The organism is Desulfovulcanus ferrireducens (assembly GCF_018704065.1).
Taxonomy (GTDB): Bacteria; Desulfobacterota; Desulfovibrionia; order Desulfovibrionales; family Desulfonatronovibrionaceae; genus Desulfovulcanus; species Desulfovulcanus ferrireducens.
Genome location: NZ_JAGUQP010000026.1, coordinates 1 through 19928 on the forward strand (window position 1 = coordinate 1; position 19928 = coordinate 19928).

The 19928-nt window shown below is 43.0% G+C and carries 19 protein-coding genes; 11 read left to right on the plus strand and 8 right to left on the minus strand.

Annotated features, from left to right (window positions below):
* Positions 1-386: 386 nt before the first annotated feature.
* Together rdgC and KFV02_RS09230 are read left to right on the plus strand one after the other, a co-directional pair.
* Positions 387-1001 (plus strand): recombination-associated protein RdgC, encoded by a 615-nt coding sequence (gene rdgC / locus KFV02_RS09225; RefSeq protein WP_252381260.1) that lies wholly within the window; start codon positions 387-389, stop codon positions 999-1001.
* A 10-nt stretch (positions 1002-1011) separates the two neighbouring features.
* Entirely contained in the window at positions 1012-1815 is an 804-nt protein-coding gene (locus KFV02_RS09230; RefSeq protein WP_252381261.1) for a hypothetical protein, read from the plus strand.
* Here KFV02_RS09230 and KFV02_RS09235 read toward each other — a convergent pair.
* The 8 genes from KFV02_RS09235 to KFV02_RS09270 form a co-directional block, all read right to left on the minus strand.
* Positions 1803-2153, minus strand: a complete 351-nt coding sequence (locus KFV02_RS09235) for a 4Fe-4S dicluster domain-containing protein (RefSeq protein WP_252381262.1) — start codon at positions 2151-2153, stop codon at positions 1803-1805. The genes KFV02_RS09230 and KFV02_RS09235 overlap by 13 nt on opposite strands.
* Before the next feature lie 126 nt (positions 2154-2279).
* The gene (locus tag KFV02_RS09240; protein ID WP_252381263.1) at positions 2280-3359 is read right to left on the minus strand and encodes a hydrogenase large subunit; all 1080 of its coding nucleotides are present in this window, start codon (positions 3357-3359) and stop codon (positions 2280-2282) included.
* Positions 3359-3736, minus strand: a complete 378-nt coding sequence (locus KFV02_RS09245) for an NADH-quinone oxidoreductase subunit C (protein WP_252381264.1) — start codon at positions 3734-3736, stop codon at positions 3359-3361. Before KFV02_RS09245 ends, KFV02_RS09240 begins: the two co-directional genes overlap by 1 nt.
* A 5-nt stretch (positions 3737-3741) precedes the next feature.
* A complete protein-coding gene (locus KFV02_RS09250) occupies positions 3742-4194 on the minus strand; it encodes an NADH-quinone oxidoreductase subunit B family protein (protein WP_252381265.1) in 453 nt (150 codons plus the stop codon).
* Positions 4195-4293: 99 nt separating this feature from the next.
* Positions 4294-5157 (minus strand): respiratory chain complex I subunit 1 family protein, encoded by an 864-nt coding sequence (locus KFV02_RS09255; RefSeq protein WP_252381266.1) that lies wholly within the window; start codon positions 5155-5157, stop codon positions 4294-4296.
* Between the two features lie 40 nt (positions 5158-5197).
* Positions 5198-7075: an NADH-quinone oxidoreductase subunit 5 family protein gene (locus KFV02_RS09260; RefSeq protein WP_252381292.1), complete on the minus strand. Its 1878-nt coding sequence runs from the start codon at positions 7073-7075 to the stop codon at positions 5198-5200.
* Between the two features lie 614 nt (positions 7076-7689).
* Positions 7690-9717, minus strand: a complete 2028-nt coding sequence (locus tag KFV02_RS09265; RefSeq protein ID WP_252381267.1) for a methyl-accepting chemotaxis protein — start codon at positions 9715-9717, stop codon at positions 7690-7692.
* A gap of 441 nt (positions 9718-10158) precedes the next feature.
* Positions 10159-10620 carry a cytochrome c family protein gene (locus KFV02_RS09270; protein WP_252381268.1) on the minus strand — a complete coding sequence of 154 codons (462 nt, stop codon included), beginning with the start codon at positions 10618-10620 and terminating at the stop codon, positions 10159-10161.
* Between the two features lie 609 nt (positions 10621-11229).
* Here KFV02_RS09270 and KFV02_RS09275 point away from each other — a divergent pair.
* The 9 genes from KFV02_RS09275 (at position 11230) to recA (ending at position 19863) form a co-directional block, all read left to right on the plus strand.
* Entirely contained in the window at positions 11230-12291 is a 1062-nt protein-coding gene (locus tag KFV02_RS09275) for a BMP family ABC transporter substrate-binding protein (protein ID WP_252381269.1), read from the plus strand.
* A gap of 220 nt (positions 12292-12511) precedes the next feature.
* Entirely contained in the window at positions 12512-13576 is a 1065-nt protein-coding gene (locus KFV02_RS09280) for an ABC transporter permease (protein WP_252381270.1), read from the plus strand.
* Entirely contained in the window at positions 13573-14493 is a 921-nt protein-coding gene (locus KFV02_RS09285) for an ABC transporter permease (RefSeq protein ID WP_252381271.1), read from the plus strand. The genes KFV02_RS09280 and KFV02_RS09285 overlap by 4 nt, the downstream gene beginning before the upstream one ends.
* Positions 14494-14574: 81 nt before the next feature.
* Positions 14575-15045 (plus strand): xanthine phosphoribosyltransferase, encoded by a 471-nt coding sequence (gene gpt, locus KFV02_RS09290; RefSeq protein WP_252381272.1) that lies wholly within the window; start codon positions 14575-14577, stop codon positions 15043-15045.
* Between the two features lie 142 nt (positions 15046-15187).
* Positions 15188-16681 carry an ABC transporter ATP-binding protein gene (locus KFV02_RS09295; protein WP_252381273.1) on the plus strand — a complete coding sequence of 498 codons (1494 nt, stop codon included), beginning with the start codon at positions 15188-15190 and terminating at the stop codon, positions 16679-16681.
* A gap of 35 nt (positions 16682-16716) precedes the next feature.
* Positions 16717-17361: a class I SAM-dependent methyltransferase gene (locus KFV02_RS09300; protein WP_252381274.1), complete on the plus strand. Its 645-nt coding sequence runs from the start codon at positions 16717-16719 to the stop codon at positions 17359-17361.
* Between the two features lie 17 nt (positions 17362-17378).
* Positions 17379-17798, plus strand: coding sequence for a nickel-responsive transcriptional regulator NikR (nikR, locus tag KFV02_RS09305; protein WP_252381275.1), 420 nt, complete (start codon positions 17379-17381; stop codon positions 17796-17798).
* A gap of 83 nt (positions 17799-17881) precedes the next feature.
* Complete coding sequence (gene folE2 / locus KFV02_RS09310; RefSeq protein WP_252381276.1) at positions 17882-18676, plus strand: GTP cyclohydrolase FolE2; 795 nt, start codon at positions 17882-17884, stop codon at positions 18674-18676.
* Positions 18677-18807: 131 nt separating this feature from the next.
* Positions 18808-19863 (plus strand): recombinase RecA, encoded by a 1056-nt coding sequence (gene recA, locus KFV02_RS09315; protein WP_252381277.1) that lies wholly within the window; start codon positions 18808-18810, stop codon positions 19861-19863.
* The last annotated feature ends 65 nt before the right edge of the window (positions 19864-19928 follow it).

A 19928-nucleotide genomic window follows, 5' to 3' on the forward strand; every position in this document is an offset into this window, starting at 1 on the left:
AAAATTGTTCTTGAAAACAAAATAAACTAACCAATAAATTTTAACCATTAACTATTGACAAAAAACACAGTTGCTGAGTTAATTTGCGAGCGCATTTTCTTCAATGCTAACAAAGACTTGGACACATCTAAGGCTTGCTTGCGGGCTGTGCATAAAGGGGTTAGGCAATAGAATGTTATTTAATGCCTTTTCTGTTGTTATGATGGGTTTCGAAAGTTCGATGGAATAACCTCCCTATACACAGCACATCCGCAATCTTCGCCAAGATGTGTTACCCAACCCGTTTGTAATGCATTTCAGAAAATGCACTCTTCAATTGTGTAGTAATTTGAGGAAGTTAATCGTGTCAGAAAGTTGAGTTAATAATTTTTCAATAAGGAGAAAAAATGGGGATATTAAGCACCAGTCTTAGCCTGACCAGATATAAAATAGTGGAAAATGTGCCAGACACTCTCTGGTCAGAAATCCAAGATAGGTTACTTAAATTTTCTTTTCAGGATATCGATAACACAACAGATGAGCGTAGCTTTGGCTGGGTCTGCTTTGACAACATGTTAGATTCCCGATGGCAAACAGCACCACCGACAAAAGGTGAATTCCTGGCCTTTGCACTCAGACTGGATACCAGACGAATCCCACCGGCCGTGCTGAAAAAACATTTTCAGATACATTTAGATGAATTCAGAAAAAAGTTAAAAGAGCAAGGACAAAAATATATCTCCAGGGAACAAAAAAAGGAACTAAAAGAACAGGTTAAGCTAAAGCTGCTGACTAAAACGCTGCCTGTTCCTGCCTTTTTTGATGTAGTCTGGGACATGCAGAAAAATCTTGTCTATTTTGCCTCAACAAGACCCAAGGTCCTCGAACTATTTGAAGAACTTTTTACCAAGACCTTTGAGCTACACCTTGAACCTCAAAGTCCTTTTTTTAAAGCCCTGAATATTCTTGGTCAGGAGCAGCTGCCAAAAATTGAAAATTTAGAACCAACCATATTTGTTTAGGCTTCAAAGGATGCGCGACATCTCAAAAAAAGTCAAAAACCTCTTTCTGGTCAAGGCCGAAAAGGACCAAAAAGTGCCCGGTGATTTTGACCTGGTTGAAATGCCTATCGAAGGTGTTGTGGCCTACTGGCTCTCAGTGAAAAAAATTCTGGAGAGCAAAAAGAACGGGGATTTTCTGGAGCAGGAAATAAAAAATACTACAGAACCTTATATCCGGTATTTACTTGAACTATTAAATAGTTCACTTGAACCCGAACAGATAGCCAAGTTTGCCATTATCAAGAAAAATACCTTGCTTAAAGACTTGCAGCGCAAGCTAATACTAATGGCTATTTCTATCCTTGGAATGAGCACCAATGAAAACCCTCAGAAAGTACTGGTACGTATAATATCCAAATTTCCCATTTCACCAATCTACGAGAAGCAAGTCTTTGAGGCAGCGCAGACCATTGTGAATAATCTTGACAGTGAGGACTTAAATAAAAATAAATTCTTTAACGTTGACCACCGGCTCAAGATTGAATCCCTTATCATTAACCTTATCACCTACAACATGCTCGCTAGACGCAAAGACCGACAAGAACTCTCCAATTATCTGCCTTATATCAGATCTTTCTATTTTGCCGAAGGTCTAACCTTAATTATGGATGGATTTGATTATGATTTTATTAAACACCGCTTGAACTCACAAAAAAAAGAAATCCTTGAGCTCACGGAAACCAAAATGGACTTATCTGCAGATCTATGCGTAGGCATAAAGTCAAATATAGCCTACGCAGATCTGCACACAATTGCTAAATCTTATTTACTCTGAGTCTCTTCTCTTTTTTGTTCTATCTTCATGGCTTTTTCTGCTACCGGGGCACGGTAATCTCCCTTGAAATACAAGCATTTAGTCGGGCAGTGGTCCACACATATACCGCAATAGACGCAAATATAAGGGTCAATCTGCCAAATTTTGTTCTTCTTATCTACTTCTATACACGCCGCCGGACATTTTATGCGGCACGAACTACAAAATATACAATCCTCTATGCGGATATCCAGTTCCCCGCGTACATTATCAAAGGGTTCCCTCTTTTTTACCGGATATAATCTTGTCGCGCTTTTAGAAAAGAAATTTTTTAATATGGTTGGCGTCATATGAAGCATGGCTGACCTCGGTATTTATTTTTTTAAGAGTATTACGTTACAGGTGTGACTTACCACGGGTGATAGACTCTTTAACAGTGGCAGCTAAAGAGCCTATCACTATTCCTTATTCATCACCTAAGTAGCTTATCTCTCCGTACAACTGATACATGGATCTATTGACAACACAATAACCGGAACATTCGCCAAATCTTCACCCGGCAACATGGTCAAGAGAGGTGGTATATTGGCAAAAGTAGGAGTCCTGATACGTAAGCGGTCCAATTTCTTGGTGCCTGAAGCTTTGATATAATAAAGAAGTTCTCCTCTGGGCTGTTCACTCCTGGAAATAATCTCCCCTTCCGGATTACCCTTGACCTTTACTCTAACCTCTCCTCCTTCAGGCAGCTTGCTTATGGCTTGTCGAACAAGATCTATAGATTGGAGAACTTCCCTGAAACGAACCTTGCATCTGGCATAGGAATCTCCGTCTTGCTCTACTACAGGCTCAAAATCTAACTGACCATAGCCTGAATATCCTGTCTGACGCAGATCCTGGGCCACACCACTGCCACGCAATGTGGGACCGCATGCACCTAACTCATAGGCCTTCTCCTTGGGCAAAACCCCGATACCCCTGGTTCTCTTTTCAACAGAATAATCATTTATGAAAACCTTTTCCAAAGCCAGAAATTCCTTCTCCACATCCTTTAGTACATCCAGAACCCACTGACACTGTTCCTTGGTCAAATCCCGGCGCACTCCTCCAACCACATTCACAGAAATGATAACCCTGTTCCCTGCCGTGGCCTCCAGGACATCCATAATCTTTTCTCTGATCCTCCAACATTGCATAAACAGACTTTCAAACCCAAAGGCATCGGCTAAAAGTCCCAACCACAATAAGTGGCTGTGTATCCTATGCAGTTCTGACCAAATAACCCGCAATAGATGGGCTCTTTGAGGCACCTCAACCTGCATCAAAGCCTCTATGGCCTGAGCATAAGTCAAGGCATGGATGCAACTACAAATACCACATACCCTTTCTACAACCTGTACCAGTTGATTGTAGTCCTTTAAGTCGGCTAACTTTTCCAGTCCTCTATGCACAAATCCCAATTGAGGGACTACCTCGGTCACAATTTCATCCCGGGTTGTAATCTTTAGATGTAAAGGCTCTGGCAACACAGGATGCTGGGGTCCAAATGGAATGATAGTTGGAGCCATTACTTCTTTCCTCCCTGTTCTCTTCTAATACTCACGGCACAATAAGGGGCCCTTTGCACCTCATCTTCCAAATAAAAATGTCCTTTATAATCTAAAACCAAATCTTTGAAGTTCACTCCAAAATAATCCTGAATCTCATTCTCTACAAGAAGTGCACAAAAATAAATACTTGATATACTCTGGAACTCCTGACTTTTCTCCATTTGCACGCGCATGTTTTTTAACTTCAAGTCCTGGTCAAAATGGTAAATGAGGTCCAACTTATCGCCCAGGTCCACGGCACTAATAGTCACCAGGCGATAACCCTCGTTTTTTAATTGCTTGACCTCGGCAAGCAATTGACTTTGATCCAGCTCAAAAATTTCTTTATCTGTCATTTGCCTTACTCCGGATTATTTTCACTTTTTTCTGCCAAAATGCCCAAAGCCTGAACCACGCCATCAATAATTGCCTCTGGCTTGGGAGGACAGCCTGGCACATAAACGTCCACCGGGATAACTTTATCAATGCCACCAAGGACATTATAAGCATCCTTAAATATTCCGCCGCTATTACCGCAAGAACCTATACTCACAATCACCTTGGGATCAGGCATTTGTTCGTAAAGACTTTTTAACACATCTTTATTGCGATAGTTTACAGTGCCTGTCACCAGTAAAATATCAGCATGCTTTGGGTTACCTACATTGATTATTCCAAAACGTTCTACATCATAAATAGGCGTAAGACAGGCCAAAATCTCTATATCGCAGCCATTACAACTGCCACAATCGAAGTGTAGCAACCAGGGAGATTTAACTCTGGATTTTTGAATAAATCTCTTTATACACTGCATTTACAGCCCCGTTATGTTTAATGTTATAATAGTAGACCGTAGACTCGTGGATGGCTGTTATACCCATCCACCAAACTCAACCTACCTTAAACTTAAATCCTAAAAATACTTGGCATAAAGAAAGGCAATATTAATAAACGACAACCCTATGCCTACTCCCCAAACATATGTCAGCATCCATCGCCAGGTGGCCCTGGTTACCAGGTTGTCGATCAAAATCTCTCCCAAGTATGTTATGACAAGCAAAATAATCATTCCAATCCAACTCGTAGCCCAGAAAAGGGCACAGATGGCCAAAATCAAGACAATCTCATACCAGTGTGCGATTTCGATTATGGCCAAGTGAGGTCCGGAATATTCTGTCAAAACACCCTTTACAATTTCTTGATGAGCATGATGAGAGGTAGAAATGTCAAAAGGAGACTTACGTAGTTTTATAGTCAGGGCAAACCCCAGAACCAGATACATCAAAGGTAACATAAGAAAAATCGGTTTATCATACGCCATAATATCTGAAATTTTAAAACTACCGGTTACAAAATAAATGCTCACGAAAACCAGGATGAGAAGAGGTTCGTAGGTCAACATCTGCATCAACTCTCTTTGGGCACCTATCTGACTATAAGGTGATGGCGTTGATAAAGCACCGATAACCATAAAGACAGAACCTATGGTAAGCACAAAAAAGATCATTAAAAGATCAGAACGCAAAGCAAAAAGCAGAACACAGCTTGCAGCCGAAATCAGATACATATGGGCACAAAATACCTGCCAGTAATTGACGATCATCTTTTTCTTGCCCAGCAACTTAAACACATCATAAAAAGGCTGCAAAATAGGGGGGCCATAGCGGCCCTGGAACCAGGCTGTTAATTTCCGATCCAGACCAGAAATTATGCCTCCAAGTAATGGAGCAACAATAATGGCTATCAAACCAATTAGTAAATTTTTTGTAGTGAACATAGTCTAACCCCTGAATTAGTAGTTGTTGCCATTACGCAGATTAAAAAACTCCAGCCATAATCACGACCAAGATACCGATAGCCACGATATTAATAGCAGTGACAAGCTTTTTTTCTCCAATATAATCATTGAGATAAAAATTTGCTGCACAAAAAGAAACAAAACTATTCATTGGGCCTTTAAAGCCATATTTTTCGCCCTCGCTGCATCCTATGCCTGCCATGTAAGGGAGGGCATAGGCTCTGGCCCCCACTCTTTTACTTGCTCTCAGGGCATAAATTAAGCCTATAACAAAGATAAAGAAAAGAGGATAAACAGAGAATGCACCAATATCGTTGACCACGCCGCCCTGAGATAACAAGTAAAATCCCTTCTCATAATAAGTCTTGATCACTGGCAAAACCATAGCGGAATAAGTCTTGCCGACCAGGAAACTGAACACAACTCCGGCGCAAACCAAGATAAGTAGAGGTAGACGAATAAGTATTGATTGATCTTCTACGACTCGCTCTGTTTCCACTGTGGAACTTAAAATTAGACCAGCCCAACGCGCCCAGAAAACAACCGTGAATGCACTACCAAGAGCAAGCATGACTACCACTAAAGGCTCACGAGCAGCAGCCTCAAGTACCATCCATTTACTGAGCAAGGCTCCAAAAGGAGGCAAAAACATGGTTACCATGCCTAAAAGGGTTATCAGGGTTGTTTTTGGCATTTTAGCGTATAATCCGCGCATATCTTCAATATTTCTACTGCCAATCTTCTGTTCAATTGTGCCTACGCACATAAACAAAAGACCTTTGGCCAGGGCATGAAAAAGAATGAGCAAAATACCGGCGGATATAGCTGCTGGCGTTCCTATCCCCGCACAGGCAACAATCATTCCCAGATTACCAATGGTGGAGTAAGCCAGAATCTTTTTGCCATTCTTTTGACTTAAAGCCAAAGTAGAAGTGGCGATAAATGTGAAAGCCCCAAAAAAAGCCACATACGAGCCAAACAAGGTGTCTTGGTAAATGGGGGCCATCCTCAAAATAAGATACACACCAGCATTAACCATGGTAGATGAATGCAAAAGAGCAGAAACAGGCGTTGGTGCAACCATCGCCCCGGTAAGCCAGCTCTGGAAAGGAACTTGAGCGGATTTGGTAAACCCGGCTACACATAAAAGGGCCATGGCCAGAAGAATTCCTGCTATTTTTTCACCACTCAACAAAGATGTAATTTCTAGCGGTAGACCTTTAAATCTTAACACCAACAAGGCAAAGATAAATGCCACTCCTCCCAACAAGTTCATCCACAAAGCCCGTTGGGAGTTTTCCCTGGCAACTTCCGTGTCGTCATGTCCAATGAGCATAAACGAACATAATGTGGTCACTTCCCAGAAAAAGTACATCCATAATAAATTATTACTTAATACCAAGCCATTCATTGCCCCCAGAAAGACAAGCAGGAAAAAGAAAAATCTTCCCTGCCGTGACTTTTCCAGGTGCAAATGCTCTTCGTGGATGCGCATATATTCCAGGGCATAAATACAAATCAATGATCCAATAATAGATACAATCAGGACCATCATAAGTGAGAACTGGTCTGCAAACAAAGGCTTAGCTAAGCTTTGGCCTTCGCCATGAAAAAATTCCACAATAGCCAGCGGGACAATTTGCAGAATGGTCAAGATTATTATCTTTTTGTTTTTGAGCCTAAAACCCAAAAACAAAATAAAAAACAGAAGAGCAAAATCCAGAACAGCGATAAGAGAGTCCAACTTAAAATTAACCTGCCCCATGCCGGGCTCTAGAGTAAAAGGCCCGTGGGCATACATAAACAAAGAGACAACAGTCAAAATAACGCCTGAGGTTATAACCACAAGCTTTCGCCACGCTGCCAGGTTCACCAGGACCAAAACCCCTGCCAGCATTGGCAATAAAATGCTCGTTCCAACTAACGTTTGCCAGTTCACCTCTGCCCTCCTCTTAAGTAAAAACTTAAAAATAAACTTTAGGGATAGCTTAATGCCCAAAAAAATTTTCTTTGTATCCCAACTTTAGGTTAATGGTCAATTGGGTTACATGAATGGCTACTTTCGACATCAAGTCCCAAACGATAATATTACTCATAACATACTCTATATTTGTCATAAAGTGAAGAGAAAAAAATTAATAAGGGACAAATAAGAAATATTTTTTTGTACACCGCCTTGGTAATTAGTCACCTGTAAAACAAAATAGAAAAAAATTTTTGATTCTTGATCAAAAGAATGCTCCGGTGATACGCAGAAAATCCAAACTTCTTTCCGTGTTGATAGCCTTATCTGCTTAGTACTGTGAAAATTGTAGAAACAGAGGAGAAAACAGGAGGTTGTGGTGGTGAGTGCCGTACCAATTACTGATAGTCACCTACAAGTAAGACAAGATGCCTTACGCGCTGCAGTGCACAGAGGGTAAGGCACCATCCTCGACTCCCAAGCCATTAAAATCAAAAAGGCCGGTTAGAAACCGGCCTTTTTGATTAATCTTTAAAAATTATTAACCTTTAAACCTTTTGCAGCTCCTCAATAAGACGCTTCAGTTCCTGGGCCAACTTGGCCAAATCAGCTACAGCCTGGTTACTCTGGTTCATGCCTTCGGCTATTTCAGAAGTGATGCGATTAATTTCTTCAGTTGATCTGTTAACTTGCTCCGAAGCTGCTGACTGCTCTTCAGAAGCAGTGGCTATACCTCGGACCTGGTCAGTTGTCATTTCCACCAGACGCAAAATTTCTTTCAGCACTTGTCCGGACTCATTGGCTTTTTGGGTACTGGTCTTTACAAAGCTCACTGTATTTTCCGTATTGGCAATATTTTTTTTGGTACTTTCCTGGATATTGCCAATATATTGAGCCACCTCTTTGGTCGCTCCCATAGTCTTTTCAGCCAGCTTTCTAACCTCATCAGCTACCACCGCAAAACCTCGACCCGCGTCACCTGCCCTCGCCGCCTCAATAGCTGCATTCAAGGCCAAAAGATTGGTCTGATCAGCAATATCTTCTATAGTTGTAATGATTTGACCAATACCCTCGGCCTGCTTTCCTAACTCTGCCATATCCTGCATAAGTTCTTGTGCATGTTCAGCCACTTTGTTGATCAAACTAGTAGCCTCGTTAACCACCTTGGCTCCTTGCAAAGCTTGTTCTGTTGTTGATTCAGCGAGTTTAGCCGCATCGGAGGCATTTTTGGCTATTTCTAAAATAGAAGCGTTCATCTGCTCCATGGCTGTTGCTGCCTCTGATGTCATTTGCCTTTGCGAGTTTGTTCCTTCTGTAACTTCTTCAATTTGCGCTGAAAGCTCTTCAGAGGCTGAAGAAACTTGCTCGGCAATGGCATCGGCCTCCCTAACTGTCTTGGCTATAACCTCGTTCTTGGCTTCAAGGGCTTTTTGCTGCTCTTTAATAGCGGTTAAATCAGTAATAATAGAAAAAGCGCCCAGCAATTTGTCGTCCAAATCATATAACGGGGCTATATCAGCCCGCAAATAAAGCTTTTGCCCTTGCCTGTTAACCATTTCAAAATCGTGTTTAACTAAAGGCTGCCCGGTTTCCAGCACCTGATCGGTTAAAGACTTTCTACTGGCATCATTATAAAAAAATTGGCCCACTGTCTGACCATAATAATCTTCCGGTTTTCCCTTCAGACCAACAAGCTCAAGTGTAGCTGTATTGGAAAAGCTTACTTTGCCGCTGGCATCAATAACAAAACACGGCACGCTCATGCCAGTTAGAATACCCTTGGAAAAGCCCAGCTCCCTTTTTATTGTATCGAGCATTCTCCCCAAGTTCTGAGACAATTTACCAAGTTCATCAGCCTTATCAACTGTAAATTGGGCATTATAATCGCCTTGGGCAACTCTCTCACTGGCCTGGGCAAGGAAAGCAACAGGCAATATTATTCCTTTACGAATAAAAAGATTTAGGGTGATCACTAAAATGATTAAGGCCAAGGCACAAATTGCCCCGACAATATAAATCTGTTTGTCGATTTTGCTCATAGCCGAAGAAACATTCTGCAAAACCAACATTTCGCCCAGAATAGGCTTGGAAGAGCCATGACAATGATGACATGAAGGCTTATTGGGGATAGACATGACCCGGACAAAAAAATCCTTGCCTTTATTATTGATCAGCGCAGTTTCTTTTGTAACCTTTTTCAGCCCTTGCTCAGCTAGACTTATTATGTCTTTTTGATCAAAGAATTCATCCAATTTTTTACGTACCACACTCTCATCAGTACTGTAGGTAATATTACCTTCAAAATCCATTAAATAGATATGTACATCATCAAATTTTTCTGACAAATATTTGAACTCCTCACGAGTTCCCTCATCGTCTCCGATAAGCATGGGCTTTTCTATAGACATCATCATAATTTCAGCCAATCTATTCATATCTTTCTGGAGTTCCCCACACATTACCTTTTTTTCCATAAAGGCCATCAACCAAACAATAACGACAAAGATTAACAAAGAGATAAAAGTAACTAACAACCCGGTTTTTAAGCTTAAGTTTTGCTTAATTTTATTAAACATTTTATTCCTCTCTTAATGTGTTTGGCCAGGGTAAAAGGCAATAGGCAAAAAGCGTTAAATGCAAAATTTGTTCCTTTAGACCTTTAATGACTTAAGGTCGCATCCGCTATTTGCACTGATTTTTGAGAAGCCTTAACTTTGACATTCCAACTACTGATTGTCCTCTCTATTCTTGTTCATATTTAGCAAAATTTTGTTATTCCTAAGTAGTCAAACCTGTTTAGATGCTCTGTGCAGTAGTAATAATCCGGAATCTGGCGGCAATCAGAAGAAAATTCTGCTACTGACTCGCATATCCACTCTGCTCCGTCTGCATTGGCCAAGCTTCTAAAGTCTCAAAAACCATTCTTATATCATCCATCTCCACCCTACTCACCTCACTCAACCACTCTCCTACTCAACTACTCACCCCAAGTGCAGCCATCGGACAGCACCCAAGACTTAATGAGCTCCAGCATGGATAAGAGGTTTGAAATTAAAAGCTTTTACTCGCTCTTCATTATGACAAGAACTACACTCATCCTGTGACATATCACCCCTGATCAAACTGGGGTCACCGCCGGCATCAATATGTTTTCTCCCGGGGCCGTGGCAAGTCTCACAACCCACATCTGAAAGATGAGGGGTTTTTTCATAGGATATAAACCCACCCTTGTTATAACCAGTGGTGTGACACTCGTAACAACCTTGCAATTCTTCGGCCGTCAATTTTGGAGCCAAAACCTGAATATGCTTCCATGATTTGGCTTTTTTCGAATAAGTCTTAAAATTATTGTATTCATCTTCATGACATTCTGCACAGGCCTTTGAGCCCACATAACCGGAAATTTCTTGAGATTGAACTTGGCCCACGTAAAGCAAATTTAAAACGAGCAAAAACATACAGAACCTTTTAAAACTCATTATTCCCCTCCTGACAGTCGTCTAGCTGACCCCATCATTAACGACAATATAAGCAAGACATGTGACACGAGTGAAGAGAAAAGTTGAAATGAATAGAAGAAAGGAGTTTGAAAAATTAAGAAAATGTGAAAATCCAAAGCGATAGACTAGCATCTTATCACTGCCCCCAAAGATAGGCTCTCTCCCAACTCGCATTTATATCTTCCCATCTTCTCGCATCACCAGCCTTGTCTGATTTTCCGGCAACGGGGTCAAAAATGTCCCTTAGTCAACCAGTCAATCCCGTAAAAGTTCAACTTGAAATTTGACTAGAATTTTATTCAATTATTTCAAGTAACTCTCTACTTTTGCATAGGCATTTCTCCCTACTCGTTACATATGTCATTTCACTATCTTTACAAGTTGAGCACAAAAGTCAACACTAATTTTTCTACTTCCCACGCGTATATTTAACAAGCTGTCTCCATTAAACTAAGAAATATAAGCCCATGGAACGCGATGGTTTTCAATTTTTTATTACGCTTCCAATCAAAAACAATTATAAACTTCTTTACGTTTTCCAAATTACAAACTACAAAGCTATCACTGATTACGATAAAGGAGGTTTTTATGCGTAAGGTTCTGGTCCTTTGTCTTATTTGTTTAGGGCTGCTCATTGGCTCGGCCTATGGGAGTAAAAAGGAATTAAAAGTGGGCTTTATTTATGTTTCCCCTATTGGGGATGCTGGTTGGTCTTATGCGCATGACCTGGGAAGAAAGGCCCTGGAAGCCATGCCAGGAGTAAAAACGTTTTATGTAGAGTCTGTTCCGGAAGGCAGTGATGCTGAACGGGTTATTTTAAACATGGCCCGCAAGGGTTATGATATTATTTTTGCCACAAGCTTTGGATATATGGATTCCATGCTTAAAATTGCCAAAAAATATCCAAACATAGTGTTCATGCACTGCTCCGGATTTAAACGGGCCAAGAATATGGGGACCTACTTTGGACGTATGTATCAGGCCAGATACTTAAGCGGAATGGTTGCTGGAGCCATGACCAAATCCAATGTTTTGGGTTATGTGGCAGCCTTCCCCATTCCGGAGGTAATTCGGGGTATCAATGCCTTTACCCTTGGTGCCCAGGCTGTCAATCCCAAGGTTAAGGTACGTGTGGTCTGGACCAAGACCTGGTACGATCCGGCTACAGAAAAGGAGGCTGCCAAGAGCCTTTTAGATGTAGGGGCTGATGTCATAACTCAGCACCAGGATTCGCCAGCAGCCCAGGAAGCAGCCCAGGAAAGAGGGGTTTATTCCGTGGGTTATAATTCTGACATGTCCAAGTTTGCGCCCAAAGCTCATTTAACTGCCCCGGTATGGAATTGGGCGCCCATATATATAGAGATAGTCAAAGAGGTTCGCGAAGGAACCTGGAAAAGCAGAGATATCTGGTACGGTCTTGAACACAAAGTGGTTGACCTGGCTCCTTTTGGTCCCATGGTCCCCAAGGACATCCAGCAAAAAGTTTTGACCAAGAAAGAGGCATTGACCAGAGGCCAGGCCAAGGTTTTTGTTGGTCCCATTAAGGATCAACAAGGCAAGGTGCGCATTGCAGAAGGCCAGGTGGCAACCGATGTCCAGCTTTTGAGCATGGATTGGTTTGTCCAGGGAGTAATTGGCACTACCGAGTAAGGACTTTATAAATCGCTTAAATTTGATATTTACGACCTCATTCTTAAAAGTATAGAAAACCTGACTACCGCAATCAGTAGTCAGGTTTTCTAATTTTTTCACACCATTTAGACATTGCAATCTCAAAGCATATCTGCTTAAATTGCATCTCTTTCATTTTTGAGTTGTCTTTCTCATTGGAGCCAAATATCATTTAAAACCCGGATATTACAATTTCGCTGTGAAAAAAATCAGAATAGTAAGGCAGCATCAGCCCCTGAAATGGGGGTATATTTTTATTTTTTTTATAGCCTTGGGACTTTCTCTAGGGATTGGCGCAATTTTGCTCTCATTGCAGGGTAAGCCTCCCTTGAAAGGGATCGCCCTTCTCTTTCAGGGAGCTTTTGGAGCTGGGTATGCCATAGAAGATAGTCTGATCAAGGCCGTACCCATTTTTTTATGTTCTTTAGGAGTAGCACTGAGCTTTCGTTTACAGATGTGGAATATCGGAGCCGAAGGTCAATATGCCCTGGGAGCGATTGGAGCTACCTGTATGGCCCTTAATTTCCCTCAGCTACCCTGGTTTGTACTTTTGCCTTTGATGTTTCTGGCAGCTTCTGTTTGCGGCGGGATATGGGGGCTTATTCCGGCACTGCTCAAATTGAAGATAAATGTAAATGAGATAATTGTCACCTTAATGCTTAACTATATTGGCATATTGTTTTTAGAATATTTGGTTTATGGACCATGGAAAGACCCCACTAGTTTTGGCTTCCCTATTACACCCGAATTTAGTCCCCAAGCTATAGTGGGGACTATTCCGGGAACAAGACTTAATTGGGGAATTATTTTTTGTGTGCTTATAGGCGTGGTGATGACTGTATTTTTTCGCTATACCCGCCTGGGCTATGAACTTAAAGTCTGTGGAGAAAATTTAAGGGCAGCCAGATACGCACGCATGCCCTATGCCTTTTTAATAATTATGGTCATGGTAGTCAGCGGCGCCCTGGCTGGATCGGCAGGTTTTCTAGAGGTATCAGCTAACTTAAACCGCCTGCAAACAAGTGTAATGGCTGGATATGGTTACACGGCTATTGTCGTTGCGTGGCTGGCTAGGCTGAACCCTTTATACATAGGTATAGCTTCTTTTCTGCTGGCAGGGCTTCGAGTGGGAGTGGAAAATTTGCAGTTGGAAATGGGAATACCAGCTGCATTTGGGGCAATTTTAGAGGGCTTGATTTTACTCTCAGTTCTGGCTGGCGGCTTTTTTCGTGAATATAAACTGGTTATTAGAGAAAAATCATGAACCTGGATTTAATTCTGGCTCTTCTGGCGGCTACCATCCAATCCGGAACTCCTATCCTTTATGCCACGCTGGGTGAAATAATTACTGAAAAGGCAGGCATATTAAACCTCGGCGTAGAAGGGATAATGCTCATTGGGGCCCTGGCAGGTTTTTTAGTCAGCCAAAGCTTTGGCAGTCCGGTTCTTGGGTTTATTCTGGGAGGACTATGTGGAGCTTTTTTTGCAGGCATTCATGGATGCATTTGTCTGATTTTTCAAGGCAACCAGGTTGTTTCCGGGCTGGCTCTGACTATCTTAGGCACAGGTCTGGCCTATTTTTTAGGCACACCTTTTATCGGCCAGAGTGCCCCGGGATTTTCTAAACTAGTTATCCCGGTCTTATCTCATCTGCCTGTTATTGGGCCGGTTTTCTTTAATCATGATATCCTGGTTTATATCTCATATATTCTGCCTGTGGTCATACTTATATTTTTAAACAAAACCAGGTGGGGCTTAAGGCTAAGAGCTGTAGGTGAATATCCGCAAGCAGCCCTGGCAGCCGGGGTAAAAGTTATCTTGTACCGTTGGATCGGTGTTTTGCTGGGTGGGTTTTTAGTGGGCCTAGGCGGAGCATATTTATCTCTGGCCTATACCCATTTATGGACCAATGGTTTGACTTCCGGCCGTGGCTGGATTGCTGTGGCCCTGGTTATTTTTGCTTTCTGGCACCCCTTGCGAGCTATACTGGGAGCCTATCTCTTTGGCGGAATCATGGCCTTTCAACTACGCGTTCAGGCCCTGGGCACTAATTTGCCATCGTCAATTTTACTTATGTTACCCTATGCCATGACCATTATTGTTTTGAGCTTGTCATACAGGAAAGGACATCTATCCGAGGCGCCAGCCAGCCTGGGAACAAATATTGAGCCAGAGGAGTAGAGTTCGGGGGACCAAAGGTTGATGGGTTAGGGACTTTTATCTTCAGTCACTCTAAATTTTAGTTAAAAATTTTAACCGGACATGAGCAAGAGATACAATAAGACTTATCCTATTTCCTGGGAACAACTGCACCGCGATGCCAAGGCCTTGGCCTGGAGATTACTCGAATATACTCCCTTTCAGGGAATTGTGGCCATTGCCAGGGGCGGACTTGTGCCGGCAGCTGTTATTGCCAGAGAATTGGAGATAAGATTGATAGATACCGTGTGCGTCTCCAGCTACGACTGGCAATATCAGGGACAACCCCAGATTTTAAAAAAAGTACACGGCGACGGAGAAGGATGGCTGATTATTGATGACCTGGTAGACACAGGTAAAACAGCTCAGGTAGTCAGAGACATGTTACCCAAGGCCCACTTTGCTACGGTCTATGCCAAGCCTGCTGGAAGGCCCGTGGTGGATACCTATATCACGGAAGTTAGTCAGGACACCTGGATCCTTTTTCCCTGGGACGCAGAGTCCCAATTTGTTCAACCTATAATAAAAAGGTAACTGAATTTACGACTTCCATTTACGAGCTTATTTTCTTAAATATCTCAAACATTACAGCATGTTATAGGCTCTGAAGTTTGAGAAACTAACATGAAGCCGTCAATTGGGATCGTAAAAGCAAGTTAGGTTGGTAGACGCAAAATTGAACAAACAACCCATTGTCAGCTTAAAAGGGATCACCAAGTCCTTTGGCCAGGTAGTGGCCAACGAGGATATCAGCCTGGATATCTATGCCGGAAAAATCAAGGGGCTGCTTGGAGAAAACGGAGCCGGGAAAAGTACCTTGATGAGTATCCTGGCCGGTCGGCTGATGCCGGATAAAGGGCAAATTTTGATTCAGGGCAAACCCAGAATTTTTCACTCGGCCAAAGATGCTATAAATGCCGGTATTGGCATGGTCTACCAGCATTTCATGCTTATAGATGCTATGACCGTGTCCGAGAATATATTTTTGGGGCAAGAAGGGGGAACATGGCTAAGGCCAAAGGAGATGGCCCAAAAAGTAAACGACCTGGCAAAAAAATACGGTTTGGAAATCGATCCCCAGGCCAGAGTATCCTCCCTGTCCATGGGAGAAAAACAGCGTGTAGAAATCTTGAAGCTTTTGTTTCGTAACAGCCAGGTGCTAATTTTTGATGAGCCGACAACCGTACTCACATCTCAGGAAACAGCACAACTTTTTGCAGCCCTGAAAGAGATGGCCGGTCAGGGCAAGGCCATTGTCTTTATCAGCCATAAACTGGAAGAGGTTATGGATTTGGTTGATGAAGTCGCTATTTTGCGCAAAGGACGCATAACCGCCCAAATGGGTGTGAAAGACATAAAATCCAAAGCAGATTTGGCCCTGGAAATGGTCGGTCGGGAAGTGCTTCTGGAAGTTGAGAAAAAAGTGGTGCCTCGGGGAGAGAGGGTCTTGCATATCCATGATTTAAACAGTGGACAGTTGAAGGACGTACATCTGGATGTGTACCGGGGTGAAATCCTGGGGTTGGTCGGTGTGGCTGGCAACGGACAAAAGCCGCTGGTAGAGATAATTTGCGGCCTATCCAGTTTTGAACAAGGCAAAATTGAGATTCTTGGTCAAGACTGGCCAAAATTTTATAAATTTTTTCCCTGGAACAGGTCTTTAAGTTATATTCCGGAAGACAGGTTGGGGCTTGCTACTTGTCCGGGGCTTGACTTGACAGACAATTTTCTATTGACCACCCGAAAGGACTTTAGCTCGGGGCCATGGCTCTTAAAAAACAAAGCCAGGCAAAAAGCAGCTGATTTAATTCGCAGATTCAATGTGTTAGCTCCGAGCACCAAAATTCGGGCCAGACAATTGTCAGGCGGAAATCTACAAAAGATGGTTCTGGCCCGGGAATTTTACCGCCATCCATTGTTAATCGTGGCCGAGCAACCTACACAAGGTTTAGACATTGCGGCTACAGAAGATGTCTGGCGTTTGCTCCTTGAGGCCAAAAAGGAGGCTGGCGTCTTGCTGGTTACCGGCGATATAAACGAAGCTTTGACCCTGTCCGACCGGATTGCCGTTATCTTTAACGGTCAGATCATGGACATTTTCCCTGTTACGGATAGATTTAAGGTTGAAAATATTGGTCTGCTCATGGCAGGAGTAAGGCCGGAAAGTTAAAAGTAGAAAGAGTGACAAGCCGTGGGCTATCAGCTATGAACTCTGAGCTAATAAAGCTAAATGTGGCAAGACAAAAATGGCTCCTTAAGCGTCCCGCAGATCTGGAAACTCTGTGGACTGAGATGGATGAGCTGGATCAGGATGAGCGCATCCCATATTGGGTGGAAGTATGGCCGGCAAGCAAACTTTTAGGTGAGTGGCTGATTAAAAATAAACAGAATATTAGAGGGAAATTGTGCCTGGACCTAGGGTGTGGGCTAGGCCTTACAAGCCTTATTGCCAGTAAGCTTCAGGCCAAAGTTATTGCTCTGGATTATGCTTGGCAAGCTCTTTATTTTGGTCGCCAAAACAGTCTCCTAAACGATGTCTGTTCTCCTTTGTGGGTGCAGATGGACTGGCGTACTCCCGGGTTTAAGGAAAAGAGTTTTGATTATATCCTGGGCAGCGATGTTTTTTACGAACGACGTTTTTTTGAGCCTATAAGCACATTATTTGACCGCTTTCTGGCTCCGGGTGGAAAAATCTGGTTAGGTGATCCTGAGCGCACAGTATCTAAAGACGTGTGGACAAGACTTAAATCTTTGGGGTGGCAAGTACGAAGGGTCGCCTCTAAAAAAGTTGAACTCGAAAACCAAAAAGCCATGGTCAACTTATGGGAAGTGTGTAGACAAACGCAATAAACGCATAAGGAGGAGTTATGGGAAGGACTATACGTTTTGGCGTATCTCTGGATCTGGATCTTTTAAATAAATTTGATGAGTTGTGCGCGGAAAAGAGTTATCAGACTCGTTCCGAGGCCATTCGCGATCTTATTCGCAATGCTTTAGTACAAAAAGAATGGGAAGATCCTGATAAAGAGATTGTGGGCACTTTGTCCCTGGTCTATGACCATCATCAAAGTGATCTGTCCCAAAGGCTGACCGAGATTCAACACGAAGCCTTGGACGTAATTGTTACATCCATGCATGTACACCTGGACCACAACAATTGTCTGGAAGTACTGGTTATGCGTGGACCAGGCAAGCGGATTAAAGAGGCAGCGCAAAAACTTATCTCTACCAAAGGAGTCAAGCATGGCAGCCTCAGCATGTCCACAACAGGAGAAGATATAGTATAAGTAGGGCAAAGGGCAAAAGCATAGAACATAAGGAGAATCAAATTAAACCCTTTAAACTGAATAGAAAATTTATAGAATCAATAATGTTTGATGTTCAGAACGGACCGTCAGAGGTCCCTTTGGCCATTGATCGGGTGGGCGTAAAAAATTTAAAGATCCCACTTATCGTCCAGGACCGCTCTAAGGGTAAGCAACACACTACAGCTCATGTAGACTTGAGTGTGGATTTACCAAGTCAGTTCAAGGGAACACACATGAGTCGATTTTTAGAGGCCCTGAGCTCATGGTCCGGGGTGCTAAACTATGGCAGTTTTAAGCATCTCCTGAGTGATATCAAAAAACGCCTCAATGCCAAACGGGCCCACCTCTGTTTTAAATTTTCCTATTTTCTGAACCAGCAGGCCCCTGTGAGTAAAAATGAATTTTTAATGGATTTTGATGCCTTTATACTAGGACAACTGGATGACGGGCATCTGGACATGACTTTAGGCGTAGAGGTTCCGGTGATGACCGTATGCCCCTGCTCACTGGCCATAAGTGAGACCGGTGCACATAGTCAGAGAGCCAAAGTGAAGATTAAGGCTGGCTTTAATGGGTTGTTATGGCTGGAAGAACTAATTGAGATTGGCCAGCAGGCCGGATCATCTCCGGTCTATCCGTTACTTAAAAGGGAAGATGAAAAGTTTGTTACAGAATCGGCCTTTGCCCAGCCTACTTTTGTGGAGGACGTGGTCCGCAGAGCCGCCAGCGCCCTGGATAAACACGAATTAATTACCTGGTATGAAGTCGAGGTGGAAAGTTTTGAATCCATTCATAATCACAGTGCCTATGCCTGTATTAAAAGGGAAAAGGGCGCTGGGCTAAAGGCTGAAGAATGATAATCCTTATAAAGAAAGGGAAGGTAAAGAGTTAAAGGCGGTTATATTGTTCAATAAATTGCCCTTTTGCCTATTCGCCTATAAACTCACTCGTTCAGTTAACTCGTATAATATTTTAGTTGGAGATAATCATGGCCAAAAAAGCAACCTTATCCCCGGAAGAGCTAAAACGCGAAGCCCTGCAAACAGCAATCACAACCATTGAACGCAAGTATGGTCAGGGCTCTGTCATGCGTCTTTCTGATGATGCTCACCAGGTAATTCCTTCTATCCCGACCGGGTCCATAGGCCTGGACCTGGCCCTTGGTATTGGCGGTATCCCCAGAGGAAGGGTGACAGAGATCTTCGGGCCAGAATCATCAGGAAAGACTACTCTGGCGCTGCATATCATTGCCGAAGCCCAGAAAAAAGGCGGGGTAGCCGCATTTATTGATGCTGAACATGCCCTGGATGTAAATTATGCCAAAAGGCTGGGTGTAAAAACCGAAGAGTTACTCATTTCCCAGCCCGATTATGGTGAACAGGCTCTGGAAATAGCAGATCTTTTGGTCCGTTCAGGTGGGGTTGACGTGGTGATTGTGGACTCTGTGGCAGCACTGATCCCCCAGGCTGAACTGGAGGGGAGCATGGGCGAGACCCAGGTGGGAAGCCAGGCTCGTCTCATGTCTCACGCCATGCGTAAACTCACCGGAACAATCCACAAATCCAGAACCGCCCTGATCTTTATCAACCAGATCAGGATGAAAATCGGTGTCATGGGTTACGGCAATCCGGAGACCACAACCGGCGGAAATGCGCTGAAATTTTACTCTTCTGTGCGCTTGGACATCCGCAAGATCCAGACACTTAAGGATAAAGAAGAAGTGTACGGTAACAGGGTACGTGTAAAGGTGGTCAAAAATAAGGTCGCTCCGCCATTCCGGGAAGCCGTATTTGACATCCTATACGGACAGGGAATTTCCAGAGAAGGCGAGTTACTAGACCTGGGCGTGGAACACGGTATCGTGGACAAAAGCGGGGCTTGGTATGCTTTTGAATCGGAAAGACTGGGCCAAGGCCGGGAAAATGTACGCGCTTTTTTACAGGAAAACAAAGAACTGGCTAAATCTATTGAAGACAAGTTGCTTGTCCATCTGGGAGTAAAAGAAGATGAAACTTCGATGCGGGGAAACGGAGAACCTGACTAGCTAATTTATTCAACCCGCACTACTTACTCAGCTCAACTTTCGGGGTTTCTTTTCAGGCTTGTTTT